The sequence below is a fragment of the Vibrio sp. 2433-A1 genome (genome assembly GCF_056726085.1).
In genome coordinates this window covers 1-18,009 of sequence record NZ_JBRESC010000017.1, presented here as the reverse complement: position 1 = coordinate 18,009, position 18,009 = coordinate 1, and the positions used below count along the sequence as shown (strand labels likewise).

Below are 18,009 nucleotides of genomic sequence, written 5' to 3'. Positions count from 1 at the left end.
GTGAAAGTTGTCGGTTTGTATACAAAAATGTAACTTTTTGCGGGGTTTTAATTGCAATAAGGTGCACTAGCCGTATAATTTTTGCCAATTTCCATGCACAGAGTGATGTAGTGCGAAGTGGATACTATTAGAGGTACGAATACATGGTAGCTGCGTTAGCGAGACCAGGACGAGAGCTTGCAAAGCGATTGTTGTTGATCGAAACATGCGCGGTTACGTTAGTGGCAGCAGGAATGACAGTTGCTGTGAATACTGAATGGGGAGTTTCAGCGTTAATTGGAGGGAGCATTTTTGTTGTCGCCAATGCTGTATTTGCCTTGTGTGCATTTCTTTATGTAGGAGCGCGTGCCACAAAAATGGTCGCTGTGTCTTTCTACACGGGAGAAGCATTAAAGATCCTCATTACAATAGCACTCTTTTCTGCCGTTTACATGTATATGCAGGTGGAACTTGTTCCCCTCAAACTAACCTATTTGCTGGTATTAGGGATTAACATCTTTGCTCCAGCGCTATTCATTAACAACAAAAAAATAGGATGAGTTATGGCTGCGCCAGGTGAAGCGCTAACATCGTCCGGATACATTGCCCACCACTTATCGAACCTTTCTTTAGCTAAGTTAGGCTTGGTAGCGGATGAAGCAAGTTTCTGGAACGTACATATCGATAGCCTGTTTTTTTCTTGGTTTACTGGTTTAATTTTCTTAGGAATTTTTTACAAAGTAGCGAAGAGAACGACAGCGGGTGTACCAGGTAAGCTTCAGTGTGCTGTTGAAATGATCGTAGAATTTGTCGCGGAAAACGTCAAAGATACGTTCCATGGACGCAACCCATTGATTGCACCTTTAGCACTAACTATCTTTTGTTGGGTATTTTTGATGAACGTGATGGACTTAGTTCCTATCGACTTCTTACCTTACCCAGCAGAGCATTGGCTTGGTATTCCTTACCTTAAGGTTGTACCGTCAGCTGATGTGAACATCACCATGGCTATGGCTCTAGGCGTATTCGCTCTGATGATTTACTACAGCATCAAAGTGAAAGGTCTAGGTGGTTTCGCCAAAGAACTTGCTTTACATCCATTTAATCACTGGACAATGATTCCGTTTAACCTACTGATTGAAGTGGTGTCGCTACTAGCGAAGCCTCTATCACTTGGTATGCGTCTATTCGGTAACATGTTCGCAGGTGAGGTTGTATTCATTCTTTGTGCGGCAATGTTACCATGGTATTTACAATGGATGGGTTCACTACCGTGGGCGATTTTCCATATTCTGGTAATTCTGATTCAGGCCTTCGTGTTTATGATGCTAACGATTGTTTATATGTCGATGGCACACGAAGACGGCGATCACTAATTTTTTAAACTCTTATTAGTCAAAAGTTATATTTGGAGATAGTAATGGAAACTGTACTGAGCTTTTCAGCAATCGCAGTAGCAATCATCGTTGGTTTATGTGCAGTAGGTACTGCAATTGGCTTCGCAATCCTAGGTGGTAAATTCCTTGAGGGTGCTGCGCGTCAACCAGAAATGGCTCCTATGCTACAAGTTAAGATGTTCATCATCGCTGGTCTACTAGATGCGGTTCCAATGATCGGTATCGTAATCGCTCTACTATTTACTTTCGCAAACCCATTCGTTGGTCAACTAGCTGGTTAATCATTGCTTTTCGAAGGCAAACACTGGTTTGTCATTGATTAACACTAAGTCCAATTAAAGAGGGGTAGCTGTTGTGAATATGAACGCAACTCTGCTAGGTCAAGCAATCTCATTCGCGCTATTTGTGTGGTTCTGCATGAAGTATGTATGGCCGCCAATCATGCAAGCGATTGAAGAACGTCAGAAGAAAATTGCTGACGGTCTACACGCTGCTGAGCGTGCTGAGAAAGACTTAAACCTAGCGCAAGCTAATGCTTCTTCTCAAATGAAAGAAGCGAAGCGCACAGCAACTGAGGTCATCGAGCAAGCAAACAAGCGTAAAGCTCAAATTCTTGATGAAGCTCGCGAGGAAGCTCAGGCAGAACGCCAGAAAATCCTTGCGCAAGCAGAAGCTGAACTTGAAGCTGAACGCAACCGTGCGCGCGATGAACTGCGCAAACAAGTTGCAACTCTGGCTTTAGCTGGTGCTGAGAAAATCCTTGAGCGTTCAATCGATAAAGATGCGCACAAAGATCTTCTCGACAACATTACTGCAAAACTTTAAGTCTGGGGGCGCATATGTCTGATATGACTACTATCGCACGCCCCTATGCTAAAGCAGCATTCGACTTTGCTGTTGAAAAAGGCCAACTAGACCAATGGGGTCAAATGTTGTCTTTTGCAGCGGAAGTTGCCAATAACGAACAAATTCATGAGCTACTAACGAGCTCAACCTCTGCTGCAAAAGTAGCAGAAATATTTGTTGCGGTATGTGGCGAGCAAGTTGATGCGTTCGGTCAAAACCTAATTAAGGTGATGGCTGAGAATGGCCGATTACAGGCCCTTCCTGATGTGTGTGCTGAATTCCTGCTTCTTAAGCAAGAACATGAGAAAGAAATCAGTGTTGAAGTGACTTCAGCAACGGAACTTTCAGAACAGCAAAAAGCAGATATCAGCAGCAAACTTGAAACGCGTCTTGAACGCAAAGTCCAGCTGAATTGCAGCGTAGATGAGACCCTACTTGGTGGGGTTATTATTAGAGCCGGAGACTTAGTCATCGATAACTCAGCACGTGGCCGTCTAAGCCGCCTGAGCGATGCATTGCAGTCTTAATGGGGATTGGAGCATGCAACTTAATTCCACGGAAATTAGCGATCTAATCAAACAACGTATCGAATCTTTCGAAGTTGTTAGTGAAGCTCGCAATGAAGGTACTATCGTATCGGTAAGCGACGGTATCATTCGCATTCACGGCCTAGCGGACGTGATGCAAGGTGAAATGATTGAATTACCGGGTGGCCGTTATGCACTAGCACTTAACCTTGAGCGTGACTCGGTTGGTGCGGTTGTAATGGGCCCATATGCTGACCTTAAGGAAGGCATGAAAGTTACAGGTACTGGTCGTATTCTTGAAGTACCAGTTGGTCCTGAAATGCTTGGTCGTGTTGTTAACACGCTAGGTGAACCGATTGATGGTAAAGGTCCGATTGAAGCTAAACTGACTTCGCCTGTAGAAGTGATTGCACCAGGTGTAATCGACCGTAAATCGGTAGATCAACCTGTGCAAACTGGTTACAAATCTGTTGACTCAATGATCCCAATCGGTCGTGGTCAGCGTGAGCTTGTAATCGGTGACCGTCAGACTGGTAAAACAGCAATGGCGATCGATGCAATCATCAACCAGAAAGACTCTGGTATTTTCTCTATCTACGTAGCTATCGGTCAAAAAGCATCGACTATCGCTAACGTAGTTCGCAAACTAGAAGAGCACGGCGCGCTAGCAAACACTATCGTTGTTGTTGCATCTGCTTCTGAATCTGCAGCGCTACAATACCTAGCGCCATACGCAGGTTGTGCGATGGGTGAATACTTCCGTGATCGCGGTGAAGATGCACTGATTGTTTATGATGACCTATCTAAGCAAGCGGTAGCTTACCGTCAGATCTCTCTACTACTAAAACGCCCACCAGGCCGTGAAGCATTCCCAGGTGACGTTTTCTACTTACACTCTCGTCTTCTAGAGCGTGCTGCTCGTGTAAGCGAAGAGTATGTAGAAAAGTTCACTAACGGTGAAGTGAAAGGCAAAACGGGTTCTTTGACAGCATTGCCTATCATCGAAACTCAAGCTGGTGACGTTTCAGCATTCGTACCGACAAACGTAATCTCGATTACTGACGGTCAGATCTTCCTACAGACTGAGCTATTCAACGCGGGTGTTCGCCCAGCCGTTGACCCTGGTATCTCAGTATCTCGTGTTGGTGGTTCTGCACAGACGAAAATCATCAAGAAGCTATCAGGCGGTATCCGTACTGCACTAGCTCAGTACCGTGAACTAGCGGCATTCGCACAGTTCTCGTCTGATCTTGATGAAGCGACAAAGAAACAGCTAGACCACGGTCAAAAAGTTACAGAACTAATGAAGCAGAAGCAGTACGCTCCAATGTCTGTATTTGACCAAGCTCTAGTAATCTTTGCGGCAGAGCGCGGCTACTTAGCAGATGTTGAACTAAGCAAACTGCTAGATTTTGAAGCGGCTCTACTATCGTACGCTCGCGGTCAATACGCTGAATTTGCAGCTGAGATCGACAAGACGGGTGCATACAACGATGAAGTTGAAGCACAGCTTAAAAAGCTGGCTGATGACTTTGTAGCAACCCAAACTTGGTAATAGGTCGGTGGCAGTAATGCCACCAACTAATGGAGAGTAACGATGGCCGGCGCAAAAGAGATACGTAATAAAATCGGTAGTGTTAAAAGCACTCAGAAGATTACGAAAGCAATGGAAATGGTAGCAGCTTCAAAAATGCGTCGTTCTCAAGATGCAATGGAAGCTTCTCGTCCATACGCTGAAACAATACGTAAAGTGATCGGTCACGTAGCAAACGCAAGCCTAGAGTATCGTCATCCTTACCTAGAGGAGCGTGAAGCTAAACGTGTTGGTTACATCATCGTTTCGACAGACCGTGGCCTATGTGGTGGCTTGAACATTAACGTGTTCAAAAAAGCTGTCACAGACATGCAAAGCTGGAAAGAGAAAGGTGCTGAAGTTGAACTTGCATTGATTGGTTCAAAAGCAACTGGCTTCTTTAATAACAGCGGTGCAAAAGTAGCGGCACAGGTTTCTGGTTTAGGCGATAGCCCAAGCCTTGAAGACCTAATCGGTTCTGTAAGCGTAATGCTGAAGAAATACGATGAAGGTGAATTGGACCGTCTATATGTTGTGAGCAACAAGTTTGTGAACACCATGGTTCAACAACCAACGATCGATCAATTACTACCTTTGCCTAAATCGGACAGTGAAGAGATGCAGCGTACCCACCAGTGGGACTACATCTACGAGCCAGAACCAAAAGCACTACTAGACACGCTTCTAGTGCGCTATGTGGAATCTCAAGTATACCAAGGTGTGGTTGAGAACCTTGCTTGTGAGCAAGCGGCTCGAATGATTGCAATGAAAGCTGCAACTGACAATGCGAGCAACCTGATTGATGACTTGGAGCTTGTGTATAACAAGGCGCGTCAAGCGGCGATTACACAAGAACTATCAGAAATCGTTTCAGGTGCAGCAGCGGTTTAAGCTTAGGTAAAACTAAATAGTTAGAGGATTAACGATGGCTACAGGTAAGATCGTACAGATCATCGGTGCAGTAGTCGACGTAGAGTTCCCACAGAGCGATGTACCAAGTGTATACGACGCTCTAAACGTAACGGACTCAAAAGAGCGTCTAGTTCTTGAGGTTCAGCAACAGCTAGGCGGTGGCGTAGTTCGTTGTATCGTAATGGGTAGCTCTGATGGTTTACGTCGTGGAGTTGAAGTAGTAAATACAGGCGCTCCAATTTCAGTACCAGTAGGTACTAAGACCCTTGGTCGTATCATGAACGTACTTGGTGATGCGATTGATGAGTGTGGTGAAATCGGTGCGGAAGAGACTTACTCTATCCACCGTGAAGCACCAAGCTACGAAGAGCAATCAAACGAGATCGCACTTCTAGAAACGGGCGTTAAAGTAATCGACCTAGTTTGTCCATTCGCTAAGGGTGGTAAAATCGGTCTATTCGGTGGTGCAGGTGTAGGTAAGACCGTTAACATGATGGAACTTATCAACAACATCGCACTACAACACTCTGGTCTATCAGTATTCGCAGGTGTTGGTGAGCGTACTCGTGAAGGTAACGATTTCTACTTTGAGATGCAGGAAGCGGGCGTTGTAAACGTTGAGAATCCTGAAGAGTCTAAAGTAGCGATGGTTTACGGTCAGATGAACGAGCCACCAGGTAACCGTCTACGTGTTGCACTGACTGGTCTAACAATGGCAGAGCGTTTCCGTGATGAAGGTCGTGACGTTCTACTGTTCGTAGATAACATCTACCGTTACACGCTTGCAGGTACAGAAGTATCAGCACTTCTAGGTCGTATGCCTTCTGCGGTAGGTTACCAGCCAACTCTTGCAGAAGAGATGGGTGTACTTCAGGAGCGTATCACGTCAACAAAATCTGGTTCTATCACGTCAGTACAGGCGGTATATGTACCAGCGGATGACTTGACTGACCCGTCTCCAGCAACAACGTTCGCGCACTTGGATGCAACGGTTGTACTTAACCGTAACATCGCTGCAATGGGTCTATACCCAGCAATTGACCCACTAGATTCAACATCTCGTATGCTTGACCCTCTAGTTGTAGGTCAAGAGCACTACGATATTGCACGTGGCGTTCAGCAGACTCTTCAGCGCTATAAAGAGCTGAAAGATATCATTGCTATTCTAGGTATGGACGAGCTATCTGAAGACGATAAGCAAGTTGTATCTCGTGCACGTAAGATTGAACGTTTCCTAACTCAGCCTTACCACGTAGCAGAAGTATTTACTGGCGACCCAGGTGTTTACGTAGCGCTTAAAGAGACTCTACGTGGCTTCAAAGGTCTACTGGCTGGTGATTACGATGACATTCCAGAGCAAGCTTTCATGTACTGTGGTGCAATTGAAGACGCTATCGAGAATGCGAAGAAGCTATAAGGCTAACTAGGAGGCGATATGGCAGCAATAACCTTTCACTTAGACGTAGTTAGCGCAGAGAAGAAAATCTTTTCTGGCCTAGTTGAAACGTTTCAGGTGACCGGTAGCGAAGGTGAGCTTGGTATTTACCACGGCCACACTCCGCTGCTAACCGCTATCACGCCTGGTATGGTGCGACTTGTTAAGCAGCACGGCCACGAGGAATTTATTTATGTTTCTGGTGGTATGGTAGAAGTTCAGCCGGGTACAGCGACTGTACTGGCTGATACTGCTATCCGTGGTGATGAACTGGACGCAGCTAAGGCTGAAGAAGCTAAACGTCGTGCTCAAGAAGCAATTCAGAATCAGCATGGCGATATGGACTTCGCTCAAGCGGCTAGTGAACTGGCTAAAGCCATTGCTCAGCTACGAGTTATCGAGCTGACACAGCGACGTCGATAATCGACAAGTTGTTATAAAAATAAAGGCGGTCATATGACCGCCTTTTTGCTTATTTTTTACTAGAAATTTAACCCATTCGATTAACTAATCCTCGATTAGTGTCTAGAATACCTCTCAGCTTTAATACAACGTCTATATAGGTAACCTAATGAAATTTAGCGCGGTCATTCTCGCGGCGGGTAAAGGTACTCGCATGTATTCTAATATGCCAAAGGTACTGCATACTTTAGCCGGCAAACCGATGGCAAAGCATGTTATCGATACTTGTAATGGCTTAGGTGCGCAGAATATTCATCTGGTCTACGGTCACGGCGGTGATCAAATGCAAGCTAAGCTTGCTGAAGAGAGCGTAAATTGGGTACTTCAGGCTGAGCAGTTGGGTACGGGTCACGCAGTGGATCAAGCATCGCCTCAATTTGAAGATGATGAAAAGATCTTAGTACTTTACGGTGATGTTCCGTTGATCTCTGAGGAGACGATTGAGAACTTGCTAGATGCTCAGCCTAATGGTGGTATCGCGCTATTAACAGTTGTACTAGATAACCCAATGGGATACGGCCGTATTGTACGTCGTAATGGCCCTGTGGTTGCGATCGTAGAACAAAAAGATGCGACAGATGAGCAAAAGCTTATCAAAGAGATCAATACTGGTGTGATGGTTGCTACTGGCGGTGATCTGAAACGTTGGCTTGCCGGGCTAAACAACGAAAATGCCCAAGGTGAATATTATTTAACTGACGTAATAGCCGCCGCTCACGACGAGGGTCGCGCAGTAGAAGCGGTTCACCCGGTAAACCCTATTGAAGTGGAAGGGGTGAATGACCGAGCTCAGCTTGCTCGTCTAGAGCGTGCGTTCCAGTCTATGCAAGCGCAGAAGTTGCTTGAGCAAGGTGTGATGCTACGTGATCCGGCACGTTTTGATCTGCGTGGCGAACTGCAATGTGGTATGGATTGTGAAATCGATGCTAACGTGATCATTGAAGGTAAAGTATCACTTGGTGATAACGTGGTTATTGGTGCAGGCTGTGTGCTAAAAGACTGTGAAATCGATGACAATACTGTGGTTCGTCCATACAGTGTGATTGAGGGTGCGACCGTTGGTGAAGAGTGTACCGTTGGTCCATTCACTCGTCTTCGTCCAGGAGCTGAGATGCGCAATGACTCTCACGTAGGCAACTTTGTTGAAGTGAAGAATGCACGTATCGGTGAAGGTTCAAAGGCTAACCACCTAACCTATCTTGGTGATGCAGAAATCGGTCAGCGCACTAACATCGGTGCAGGCGTGATCACTTGTAACTACGATGGTGCGAATAAGTTTAAGACCACTATTGGTAACGATGTGTTTGTTGGCTCTGACTGTCAACTGGTGGCTCCGGTAACGGTAGCCGATGGCGCAACCGTTGGTGCGGGTACCACATTGACTAAAGATGTCGCGGAAGGTGAGTTAGTAATTACTCGCGCGAAAGAGCGTAAAATTACTGGTTGGCAGCGACCTGTTAAACAAAAGTAATCGCTTAGAATAGTAAAAAGGCCCTAGCATCGAACATGCTAGGGCCTTTTATATTTATTGTTTACTCATCACTGACCACACGTGAGTTATCAGGTGTACTGAAGTGCTTTGATAGCTCTTTGTTGGAAAGAATGTAGCCAGCCCATAGTCCTGCCATACAGATGATGATGGCAAAACCAGTTACTACTTGAGCTTGACTAGCCATCGCTGCCACAAGCGCACTTGATAGGCTGCTGACACTGATTTGCAGGCTGTTTTGTAAGCCTGCTGCGGTCGCAGGGCTCTGCTTAGCACTTGCAAGTGCACGGTTAACGACAATCGGATACAGAGCGCCGTTAGCCACAGCAATCAAACAGAATGGCGCTAAGATTGGCCAAATAGAACTCAATTGCCACTGAGAAGCGATAAAGATCAGCAGAGAGGCTACACTAAATAGGCCAATCAGCTGACGAAGTACCTTCTCATCCCCAAACTTTTTCACGCCGACTTTACCTAGGTAGCCACCCACCATAAATGCAATAGTTTGCGGAATAAAGCTTAGGCCTATATCTTTTGCAGCATAGCCTAACTGAGCCATGATTTCCGGCATACCAGTTAAGTAAGCAAAGAAAGCAGCAGATGCTGTAGCAAACATCAACACGTTACCAAGGTAAGTCTTGGAGCCAATCAGAGCTTTAATATCATTAGAGACTGATGTTGGTTTCGTTGTGGTTGACTCACTTTTCTGCGCCATAGTTACCGCAAACAGCAATACACCCATGATCGTCAGTGCAACAAAGATACTATGCCAACCAAAATTGTCGGCAAGCAGTACGCCTAGCTGAGGGGCAAGGGCTGGTGATAGAGCCACTAATGGCATGATAGTGGCGAAAATTTGCTGGCTTTGATTAGCGTGGCGTTTGATGACCATTGCTTGCCATATCACCGCTGGGGCACATACGCCGATCGCTTGAACAAAACGGAGTGTGAGTAGTTGCCATACTTGATCGCTAAATGCTAGCCCGAACGAGGCAAGAGTGAAAAGGGTTAAACCAGCGGCAAGTGTGTTTCGATGGCCAAATTTGTCTGATGCCAGCCCCCACAGGAGTTGGCCAATCGCCATGCCAACCAAAAACACGGTCAGTGAAAGGGCGATGTACTCGGGACCTGTAACAAAGTCGACTTCCATTGCTTTAAATGCTGGTAAGTACATGTCAGTGGCAATAAAGCCCAGCATAGAGAGCGCAGCAAGGTAAACGAGTTGTAGTTTAGAAATTGTCATGATTTTTCCAATCAAATAATTTAATCATTAATTAATCAGTATCAGTTTGTTTTGACCCTGATTTATTTACCTTGCCATTCTATTTTTCGATTCTTAGAATTAGAAACGCTAAAATTATTAGTTATTAATCAAATTTTTTGATGGATAGAAAATGTTTTCAAAATCTTCGCTAGAGATGTTGGATACTGTTGCTCGACTAGGTAGTTTTACTGCAGCAGCTGACGTATTACATAAGGTCCCTTCTGCTATCAGCTATGGAGTGAGGCAGGTTGAGCAAGAACTTGATGTGGTTTTATTTCGCCGTTTGCCACGTAAGGTAGAGCTCACTCCTGCTGGGGAGCTGTTTATTGCTGAAGCGCGAATGCTATTGCGACAAATGGAAGATTTGAAGTCACAAACTCGCCGCGCCGCGCATGGTTGGCAGTCGACTCTAAAGCTGACCCTAGATAATGTGGTTAAACTCGACAAGCTTAAACCTATGGTTGAGAGTTTTTACCAACAGTTTGAGTTTGCAGAGCTGCAGATCAATATGGAGGTGTTTAACGGTTCTTGGGAAGCGATTGCCCAAGAACGTGCGGACATCGTGATTGGTGCAACTTCTGCTATTCCTATTGGTGGTGACTTTGAAGTGAGAGATATGGGTGTACTGGATTGGGCCTTTGTTATGTCACCTGCTCACCCATGTGTTCGTCAGCAGCATTTAAATGAGGCGTATGTTAGTCAGTTTCCGGCTATTTGTTTAGATGACACTTCAAGTGTGTTGCCCAAGCGCCATACAGGACACTACGCCAAACAGCGAAGGTTACTACTACCCAATTGGTACAGTGCAATCGAGTGTTTAAAAAATGGCATTGGTGTCGGTTACATGCCTCGGCATATCGCTCAGCCGCTAATTACTGAAGGTGTATTGGTTGAGAAGGTATTGCCAGAAGAGAAGCCTCTTAGTCAGTGCTGTTTGGTGTGGCGTAAAGATGACAGCCACAAAATGATTGAGTGGATGGTCGACTACTTAGGCTCCAGCGACCAATTGTATCAAGATTGGATTCAAGCGCGACAGCCTTAGCTTCTGGAGTGAGGCCATAATAAATCACCGAGTGCCGGTGTTATTGAGCTAGAAGATAAGCTTTCTAGCAACCAATAAAAAAATGCCCGCTTTGCTGCGGGCATTTTATTCTGATGTTCAACTTATGGGCGTTCGAAAACTGTCGCGATCCCCTGACCTAAGCCAATACACATAGTCGCTAGACCATACTTGGCATCTTTGTCTTCCATAAGGTTGATTAGCGTTGTTGAAATGCGTGAACCCGAGCAACCCAGTGGGTGACCGAGTGCAATAGCACCACCGTTAAGGTTGACCTTTTCATCCATCACATCGAGCAGGCCAAGATCTTTCGCACAAGGAAGAGATTGCGCGGCAAACGCTTCGTTGAGCTCAATTACATCCATATCTTCAATCGATAGGCCGGCACGCTTGAGGGCTTTCTGCGTAGCAGGGACAGGGCCATAACCCATGATGGATGGATCGCAGCCAGCGATCGCCATGCCTTTAATACGAGCTCGGATCTTCAAACCGAGTTCGTTGGCTTTCTCTTCACTCATGATCAGCATTGCGGAAGCACCATCAGACAGCGCTGATGATGTACCTGCTGTTACCGTGCCATTTGCAGGATCAAACACTGGACGAAGTTGAGATAAGCCTTCCACTGAAGTTTCAGGGCGGATCACTTCATCGTAATCAAGAGTAAATAGCGTACCGTCTGCAGCATGAGCTTCAATCGGTAGGATTTCGTTCTTAAAACGGCCTTCTACGGTCGCCGCGTGTGCACGAGCATGAGAGCGTGCGGCAAACTCATCTTGCTGCTCGCGGCTGATACCATGCAACTTACCGAGCATCTCTGCGGTTAAGCCCATCATACCTGCGGCTTTAGCGACAGTTTTTGACATGCCTGGGTGGAAATCGACACCATGATTCATGGGTACGTGACCCATATGCTCGACACCACCAATTAAGCAAATCTCAGCATCGCCAGTCATGATGGCACGAGTGCCGTCATGCAGGGCTTGCATTGATGAGCCACACAGGCGATTTACCGTCACGGCACCAATCTCAATTGGCAGTCCAGCGAGAAGAGCTGCGTTACGCGCCACGTTGAAGCCTTGCTCTAGCGTCTGTTGAACACAGCCCCAATAGATATCTTCGATTTCGCTTGGGTTTACTTGCGGGTTGCGAGCAAGGATACCTTTCATCAAATGTGCTGATAGGTCTTCAGCACGAGTATGACGGAAAGCGCCCCCTTTAGAGCGACCCATTGGAGTACGTAGACAATCGACTACGACAACATTTCTTGTTTGATTAGTCATTTTTGGAATCCCTCTTTAGATAGAACCTTGCTGTTGTGTGCCGTAGAAGCTTTCGCCTTTAGCCGCCATATCAATTAGCATTTGTGGAGCTTGGTACATCGCACCTAAATCAGCATATTTCTTCGTTATCTCAACAAAGTTATCAATACCGATGCTATCTAGATAGCGGAACACACCACCACGGAAAGGAGGGAAGCCGAGACCATAAACTAGCGCCATGTCCGCCTCTTGAGGAGAAGCAATGATCTCTTCTTGCAGACACAACACGACTTCATTGATCATTGGTACCATCATACGCTCAATAATGGTCTGGTCATCAAACGCTTGTCTCTCATTACATACGCTGGCTAGTACAGGTAGGATGTTGTCATCGAAGCTTTTCTTTGGCTTACCGCGTTTGTCGACGCTGTAGCTGTAGAAACCGCTACCATTTTTCTGACCATATTTGTTGGCTTCAAACAGTGCATCAATCGCGTCTTTCTCTTGTTTACCCATTCGCTCTGGGAAACCTTGTGCCATGACAGCTTGCGCGTGGTTAGCAGTATCAATACCGACCACATCAAGTAAGTAGGCAGGGCCCATTGGCCAACCAAACTGACGCTCCATCACTTTATCGATTTTGGTGAAGTCTGCACCATCGTTGAGCAGTTTGCTGAAACCGCCAAAGTATGGGAACAGTACACGGTTAACAAAGAAGCCAGGGCAGTCATTAACAACGATAGGGGACTTGCCCATTTTAGCGGCATAAGCAACGACGCGGTTGATGGTTTCATCAGAAGTGTGCTCACCACGGATAATCTCAACCAATGGCATGCGGTGTACTGGGTTGAAGAAGTGCATACCACAGAAATTTTCTGGGCGTTTTAGTGACTTCGCCAGTAAATTAATTGGAATTGTCGAGGTGTTTGATGTGATAACGGTATCTTCACTAACGTGAGATTCTACTTCGCTAAGTACCGCAGCTTTCACTTTTGGATTTTCGACCACCGCTTCGACAATGACATCTGATTGTTCAATTCCTGCGTAGTGAAGACTTGGTGTAATCGATGCAAGAATACCAGCCATCTTAAAACCGTCGATACGACCGCGAGATAGACGTTTATTTAACAGCTTTGACGCTTCAGTCATACCGAGATCAAGTGATGGTTGCGCGATATCTTTCATTAGCACAGGTACACCTTTCAGTGCGGATTGGTAAGCGATGCCGCCACCCATAATACCTGCACCAAGCACAGCTGCACGCTGAGTATCTTTACTTGCTGATTTCGCAGCTTTTTTTGCAATGCCTTTGATGTATTGGTCGTTTAGGAATAGGCCAACCAGTGATTTTGCTTCTTCAGATTTCGCCAGTTTGACGAAGTGCTTACGCTCAATATCGAGTGCTTCATTACGAGCAAAGCGCGCACCTTCTTCAATGGTAATAACCGCTGTCATCGGGGCAGGGTAATGAGGCCCCGCTTTTTGTGCCACAAGACCTTTTGCCATGGTGAAGCTCATCATCGACTCAAGTTTGCTCAATGATAGGGCTGAGGTTTTCTGCTTACGACGACCTTTCCAATCCAGTTTTTCGTTGATCGCTTGGTTAAGAGTCTGGATTGCTGACTCTTTTAATACTGCGGTGTCGACAATCGCGTCGAGTAAACCAATCTTGAGCGCTTCATCTGCTCGGCAAGCTTTACCTTGAGTGATGATTTCCATAGCGCTATCAGCACCAATAACACGAGGTAGACGAACACAACCGCCAAAGCCGGGCATAATGCCGAGTTTTGTTTCAGGTAGACCAATGCTGGTGGTTTTATCACCAATGCGCATATCAGTAGCAAGTACACACTCACAACCACCACCCAATGTATGGCCTTTTAGCACTGAAATAGTGGGTACGGGTAAGTCTTCTAATTTATTGAAGATGCTATTAGCAAATCTTAGCCATTCATCGAGCTCTGATTCTTGCTTAGCAAAAAGGCCAAGGAACTCGGTAATATCTGCACCTACAATGAAGGCATCTTTATCTGAGGTTAACAGTAGCCCTTTTAGTGATGAGTGGGTGCTAAGTGCGTCGAGAGCTTTATCAAGAGACTCTAGCGTCGCTAAGTCGAGCTTATTGACTGATTGAGGAGCGCAGAAGCTGAGCTCAGCAATGCCATCTTGTAATTCCTTTACCTGTAGGGTTTCGGCTTGGTAAATCATTGTCTATCTCCGTGACATACAATCTTTGATTGTGTGTATAGCGGCGAGCTGTGTGTTTCTCAACGTGGAGAGGCTCGCGTCTATCTAGGAAAGTGGTATTATTTTTGTTCTGGTTTGACCAGTGATTTTAGTGTGAACTTGCTGGAGGTTAAATTCAATACATTTTTTAAACAACTGTTTAACATTGTGCACTTGAACAGATCTTAGGCGACGCAGAAATCACTCTCATGCTAAACTGCAAGCATTGCGAGAAATGAAATAACACCATGAATGACCAGCCCTATTTGGTTCCAGCTTTACCAACTCAGTTTGAAGAAGAGATAAAGAAAAGCCTTTTTATCACCTACCTTGCTCGTACTCCTTCAATCGAGGCGGCAAAAGCGCTTGTTGAAGAAATTAAAACCAAACATTCGGATGCAAGGCATAACTGCTGGGGTTTTGTTGCTGGTCGACCTGAAGACTCTATGAAGTGGGGATTCAGTGATGACGGTGAGCCTTCTGGCACTGCGGGAAAGCCTATTTTGGCACAGCTCTCTGGCTCAGGGGTCGGTGAGATTACTGCGGTGGTAACCCGTTACTCCGGTGGAATTAAGCTTGGAACGGGTGGTTTGGTTAAAGCATATGGTGGTGGCGTACAACAAGCATTAAAGACGCTTCAAACTATTGAGAAAAAAATAACCACAAATCTACTACTGGAGTTAGACTATGGGTTTATGCCTATTGTTCAGTCCCTATGCCCACAATTTGGTGCTGTAGAAGTCAGTGCTGAATATAGCGAACTGGTAAAAATGGTGGTTGAAATCGAATTACGTCAAGTGAGTGACTTTTCTCAGACAATCATCAATAAAAGTGGCGCCAAGGTACATATTACCGCTTTGGATTAAAGATAAAGATAATCAGGAAGTCGGAAGCTACGCTTCACACATCATCTATTCATGCAGTTTCGTTCTATTATTCGCATCGTAGGGCTACTACTAGCCTTATTCAGTATCTCTATGCTCGCTCCTGCATTGGTGGCGTTGATCTATAGAGATGGTGCTGGTGTACCCTTTGTTACGACTTTCTTCGTACTACTTTTCTGTGGTGTCGTTTGCTGGTTTCCCAACCGTCGACACAAGCATGAGTTAAAAGCGCGTGATGGATTTTTGATTGTAGTGCTATTTTGGACCGTGCTGGGTAGTGCTGGCTCTTTGCCATTTCTCATTGCGGACAACCCTAATGTTTCTGTAACTGATGCGTTCTTTGAATCTTTCTCTGCATTAACCACTACGGGCGCGACAGTGATTGTCGGCCTAGATGATCTTCCTAAGGCGATTTTATTCTATCGTCAGTTTCTGCAGTGGTTCGGTGGTATGGGTATCATCGTTCTCGCGGTGGCTATTTTACCTGTACTTGGTATCGGTGGTATGCAGCTCTATCGTGCTGAAATTCCGGGACCAGTTAAAGATTCCAAGATGACACCAAGGATTGCCGAAACGGCAAAAGCGCTGTGGTATATCTATTTAAGTTTGACGATAGCTTGTGCGGTTGCCTTTTGGTTAGCCGGCATGTCGCCATTTGATGCGATAGGGCACAGTTTTTCTACTATCGCGATTGGTGGTTTTTCAACTCATGATGCCAGTATTGGCTATTTTGATAGTTACGCTATTAATATGATTACCGTGGTGTTCTTGCTGATATCTGCATGTAACTACTCACTTCACTTTGCCGCCTTTGCATCTGGTGGTGTTCATCCTAAATATTATTGGAAAGATCCCGAATTTCGCGCATTCGTCTTTATTCAAGTGTTGCTGTTTGTGGTGTGTTTCCTAATCCTTCTTAATCATCACTCATATGACACGGTTTATGAGGCTTTCGACCAGGCGCTATTCCAAACTGTATCAATATCAACAACGGCGGGCTTTACGACCACTGGTTTTGCTGAGTGGCCTTTGTTTTTGCCTGTGTTATTGCTTTTCTCATCGTTTATCGGTGGTTGTGCAGGTTCAACAGGTGGTGGCATGAAGGTGATTCGTATCTTGCTACTGACATTACAAGGTGTGCGTGAGTTGAAGCGCTTAGTCCACCCGAGAGCGGTTTACACCATTAAAGTTGGCGGCAGCGCCCTGTCACAACGTGTGGTCGATGCGGTATGGGGTTTTTTCTCTGCTTACGCGTTAGTGTTTGTAGTTTGTATGTTAGGGCTTATCGCTACGGGGATGGATGAGCTAAGCGCCTTTTCAGCGGTAGCAGCAACGTTAAATAATTTAGGACCAGGATTAGGTGAAGTTGCTCTGCACTTTGGTGACGTTAACGATAAAGCCAAATGGGTGCTGATTGTTTCGATGCTGTTTGGTCGACTAGAAATATTTACCTTATTAATATTACTTACGCCGACGTTTTGGCGTAGCTAAGGAGATTACGTGGCGAAAGCGCTATTTTTATACTCTAGCCGTGAAGGTCAGACCAAAAAAATCCTACATTATATAGAAGAGCAACTTACTGAGTTGGAATGTGAAGTCGTGGATCTGCACACAGCGACTGACATTGACTTCTCCCATTACGAGAAGGTTCTTATCGGTGCATCGATACGTTATGGTCACCTAAATAAAAAGCTTTACCAGTTTATTGCCAAGAACCAGTCTCATCTAGAAGGTAATAAAGTGGCGTTCTTTTGCGTTAATCTTACCGCGCGTAAAGAAGAACAGGGTAAAGATACCCCTGAAGGCAGTGCTTATATAAAGACGTTCCTTAACAAATCTCCGTGGCACCCCCAATTAATCGGGGTATTTGCTGGTGCTCTCTATTACCCGCGTTATAACTGGTTTGATAGAACGATGATTAAATTTATTATGTCGATGACTGGCGGGGAAACGGATACGTCCAAAGAGGTGGAGTATACCAATTGGGAAAAAGTGGCTCTTTTTGCTGATAAGTTTAAAGAACTGTAGAAATAACGTGCTCTTTTGAATGCTTTTGATGCAAATTTGTCCGAACGATAAAAAAGTAAGAAAAAACGTGAAAAAGGGCTTGCCAATGTGATCGCAATCTCTATAATGCCACCTCGCTGACACGGGAACCCATCGAAGCTTAGGTTTCGAAGAGAATGAAAGCCCAGTTAGCGAGGTCAATTAGCTAAGCGGAAACGCTTGAAAATAAGTTTGAAAAAGTGGTTGACACTAAACTTCAACTCGCTAAAATGGCCGTCCGATTTGAGCAGGGCTCAAGTCGAAAAGCTCTTTAACAATGTAAACCTATCAATCTGTGTGGGCACTCGTTGATGATAATCCAATTAGAAGCTTAGGCTTCAAATTAGGTTTCAATGAAACGAAGTGACCAATACAAATAATGACTTTCTTTATAGAGAGATGTTATTTGGCACAGTCAATTCATTATCGTTCTGTTGGAACGATGATAGCTTTAAAATTACACAGTAGTTTTGAAGTCAGTATTCATTAAGCCTTACCCTATTAATTTAGGGAATCAAAACTTTTAAATTGAAGAGTTTGATCATGGCTCAGATTGAACGCTGGCGGCAGGCCTAACACATGCAAGTCGAGCGGAAACGACTTAACTGAACCTTCGGGGAACGTTAAGGGCGTCGAGCGGCGGACGGGTG

General features: G+C 45.3%; 17 protein-coding genes and 1 rRNA gene. 15 read left to right on the top strand and 3 right to left on the bottom strand.

The genetic code is table 11. The annotated features are described in order from the left end of the window. Nucleotides 1–143 precede the first annotated feature (143 nt). The 10 genes from ACU01J_RS16330 to glmU all read left to right on the top strand — a co-directional run bounded on the left by ACU01J_RS16330 (nt 144) and on the right by glmU (nt 8,602). Nucleotides 144–539 carry a F0F1 ATP synthase subunit I gene (locus tag ACU01J_RS16330; protein WP_481086681.1) on the top strand — a complete coding sequence of 132 codons (396 nt, stop codon included), beginning with the start codon at nt 144–146 and terminating at the stop codon, nt 537–539. A gap of 3 nt (nt 540–542) precedes the next feature. Then, nucleotides 543–1,355, top strand: coding sequence for a F0F1 ATP synthase subunit A (atpB, locus tag ACU01J_RS16325; RefSeq protein WP_053440011.1), 813 nt, complete (start codon nt 543–545; stop codon nt 1,353–1,355). A gap of 44 nt (nt 1,356–1,399) precedes the next feature. Next, on the top strand, nt 1,400–1,657 hold the full coding sequence (atpE, locus tag ACU01J_RS16320; RefSeq protein WP_004411110.1) for a F0F1 ATP synthase subunit C: 258 nt from the start codon (nt 1,400–1,402) through the stop codon (nt 1,655–1,657). 73 nt (nt 1,658–1,730) lie between these two features. Beyond that, nucleotides 1,731–2,201 carry a F0F1 ATP synthase subunit B gene (gene atpF, locus ACU01J_RS16315; protein ID WP_481086680.1) on the top strand — a complete coding sequence of 157 codons (471 nt, stop codon included), beginning with the start codon at nt 1,731–1,733 and terminating at the stop codon, nt 2,199–2,201. 14 nt (nt 2,202–2,215) lie between these two features. Further along, entirely contained in the window at nt 2,216–2,749 is a 534-nt protein-coding gene (gene atpH, locus ACU01J_RS16310) for a F0F1 ATP synthase subunit delta (RefSeq protein ID WP_481086679.1), read from the top strand. Nucleotides 2,750–2,762: 13 nt separating this feature from the next. After that, nucleotides 2,763–4,304, top strand: coding sequence for a F0F1 ATP synthase subunit alpha (gene atpA / locus ACU01J_RS16305; RefSeq protein WP_481086678.1), 1,542 nt, complete (start codon nt 2,763–2,765; stop codon nt 4,302–4,304). Between the two features lie 42 nt (nt 4,305–4,346). Beyond that, nucleotides 4,347–5,213, top strand: a complete 867-nt coding sequence (gene atpG, locus ACU01J_RS16300; protein ID WP_053440013.1) for a F0F1 ATP synthase subunit gamma — start codon at nt 4,347–4,349, stop codon at nt 5,211–5,213. Between the two features lie 34 nt (nt 5,214–5,247). Further along, complete coding sequence (gene atpD / locus ACU01J_RS16295; protein ID WP_481086677.1) at nt 5,248–6,651, top strand: F0F1 ATP synthase subunit beta; 1,404 nt, start codon at nt 5,248–5,250, stop codon at nt 6,649–6,651. Nucleotides 6,652–6,669: 18 nt separating this feature from the next. After that, nucleotides 6,670–7,092 carry a F0F1 ATP synthase subunit epsilon gene (locus ACU01J_RS16290; protein ID WP_481086676.1) on the top strand — a complete coding sequence of 141 codons (423 nt, stop codon included), beginning with the start codon at nt 6,670–6,672 and terminating at the stop codon, nt 7,090–7,092. 148 nt (nt 7,093–7,240) lie between these two features. Then, nucleotides 7,241–8,602, top strand: coding sequence for a bifunctional UDP-N-acetylglucosamine diphosphorylase/glucosamine-1-phosphate N-acetyltransferase GlmU (gene glmU / locus ACU01J_RS16285; RefSeq protein ID WP_134836147.1), 1,362 nt, complete (start codon nt 7,241–7,243; stop codon nt 8,600–8,602). Between the two features lie 61 nt (nt 8,603–8,663). Here glmU and punC read toward each other — a convergent pair whose 3' ends face one another. After that, a complete protein-coding gene (gene punC, locus ACU01J_RS16280) occupies nt 8,664–9,863 on the bottom strand; it encodes a purine nucleoside transporter PunC (protein WP_481086675.1) in 1,200 nt (399 codons plus the stop codon). Nucleotides 9,864–10,014: 151 nt separating this feature from the next. Here punC and punR point away from each other — a divergent pair, with 151 nt between their 5' ends. Further along, nucleotides 10,015–10,926, top strand: a complete 912-nt coding sequence (punR, locus tag ACU01J_RS16275) for a DNA-binding transcriptional activator PunR (RefSeq protein WP_481086674.1) — start codon at nt 10,015–10,017, stop codon at nt 10,924–10,926. Nucleotides 10,927–11,048: 122 nt separating this feature from the next. On the opposite strand, the gene fadA is transcribed toward punR, so the two are convergent. After that, nucleotides 11,049–12,224, bottom strand: coding sequence for an acetyl-CoA C-acyltransferase FadA (gene fadA, locus ACU01J_RS16270; RefSeq protein WP_481086673.1), 1,176 nt, complete (start codon nt 12,222–12,224; stop codon nt 11,049–11,051). A 15-nt stretch (nt 12,225–12,239) separates the two neighbouring features. Beyond that, nucleotides 12,240–14,411: a fatty acid oxidation complex subunit alpha FadB gene (gene fadB, locus ACU01J_RS16265; protein WP_481086672.1), complete on the bottom strand. Its 2,172-nt coding sequence runs from the start codon at nt 14,409–14,411 to the stop codon at nt 12,240–12,242. Between the two features lie 266 nt (nt 14,412–14,677). Here fadB and ACU01J_RS16260 point away from each other — a divergent pair, with 266 nt between their 5' ends. From ACU01J_RS16260 to ACU01J_RS16245, 4 genes are all read left to right on the top strand, one after another. Beyond that, nucleotides 14,678–15,295 (top strand): YigZ family protein, encoded by a 618-nt coding sequence (locus ACU01J_RS16260; RefSeq protein ID WP_481086671.1) that lies wholly within the window; start codon nt 14,678–14,680, stop codon nt 15,293–15,295. Nucleotides 15,296–15,346: 51 nt separating this feature from the next. Next, nucleotides 15,347–16,804, top strand: coding sequence for a TrkH family potassium uptake protein (locus ACU01J_RS16255; RefSeq protein WP_481086670.1), 1,458 nt, complete (start codon nt 15,347–15,349; stop codon nt 16,802–16,804). A 9-nt stretch (nt 16,805–16,813) separates the two neighbouring features. Further along, a complete protein-coding gene (gene hemG, locus ACU01J_RS16250; RefSeq protein ID WP_481086669.1) occupies nt 16,814–17,341 on the top strand; it encodes a menaquinone-dependent protoporphyrinogen IX dehydrogenase in 528 nt (175 codons plus the stop codon). A 543-nt stretch (nt 17,342–17,884) separates the two neighbouring features. Beyond that, nucleotides 17,885–18,009: ribosomal RNA gene (locus tag ACU01J_RS16245) — 16S ribosomal RNA — on the top strand; the annotation flags it as partial.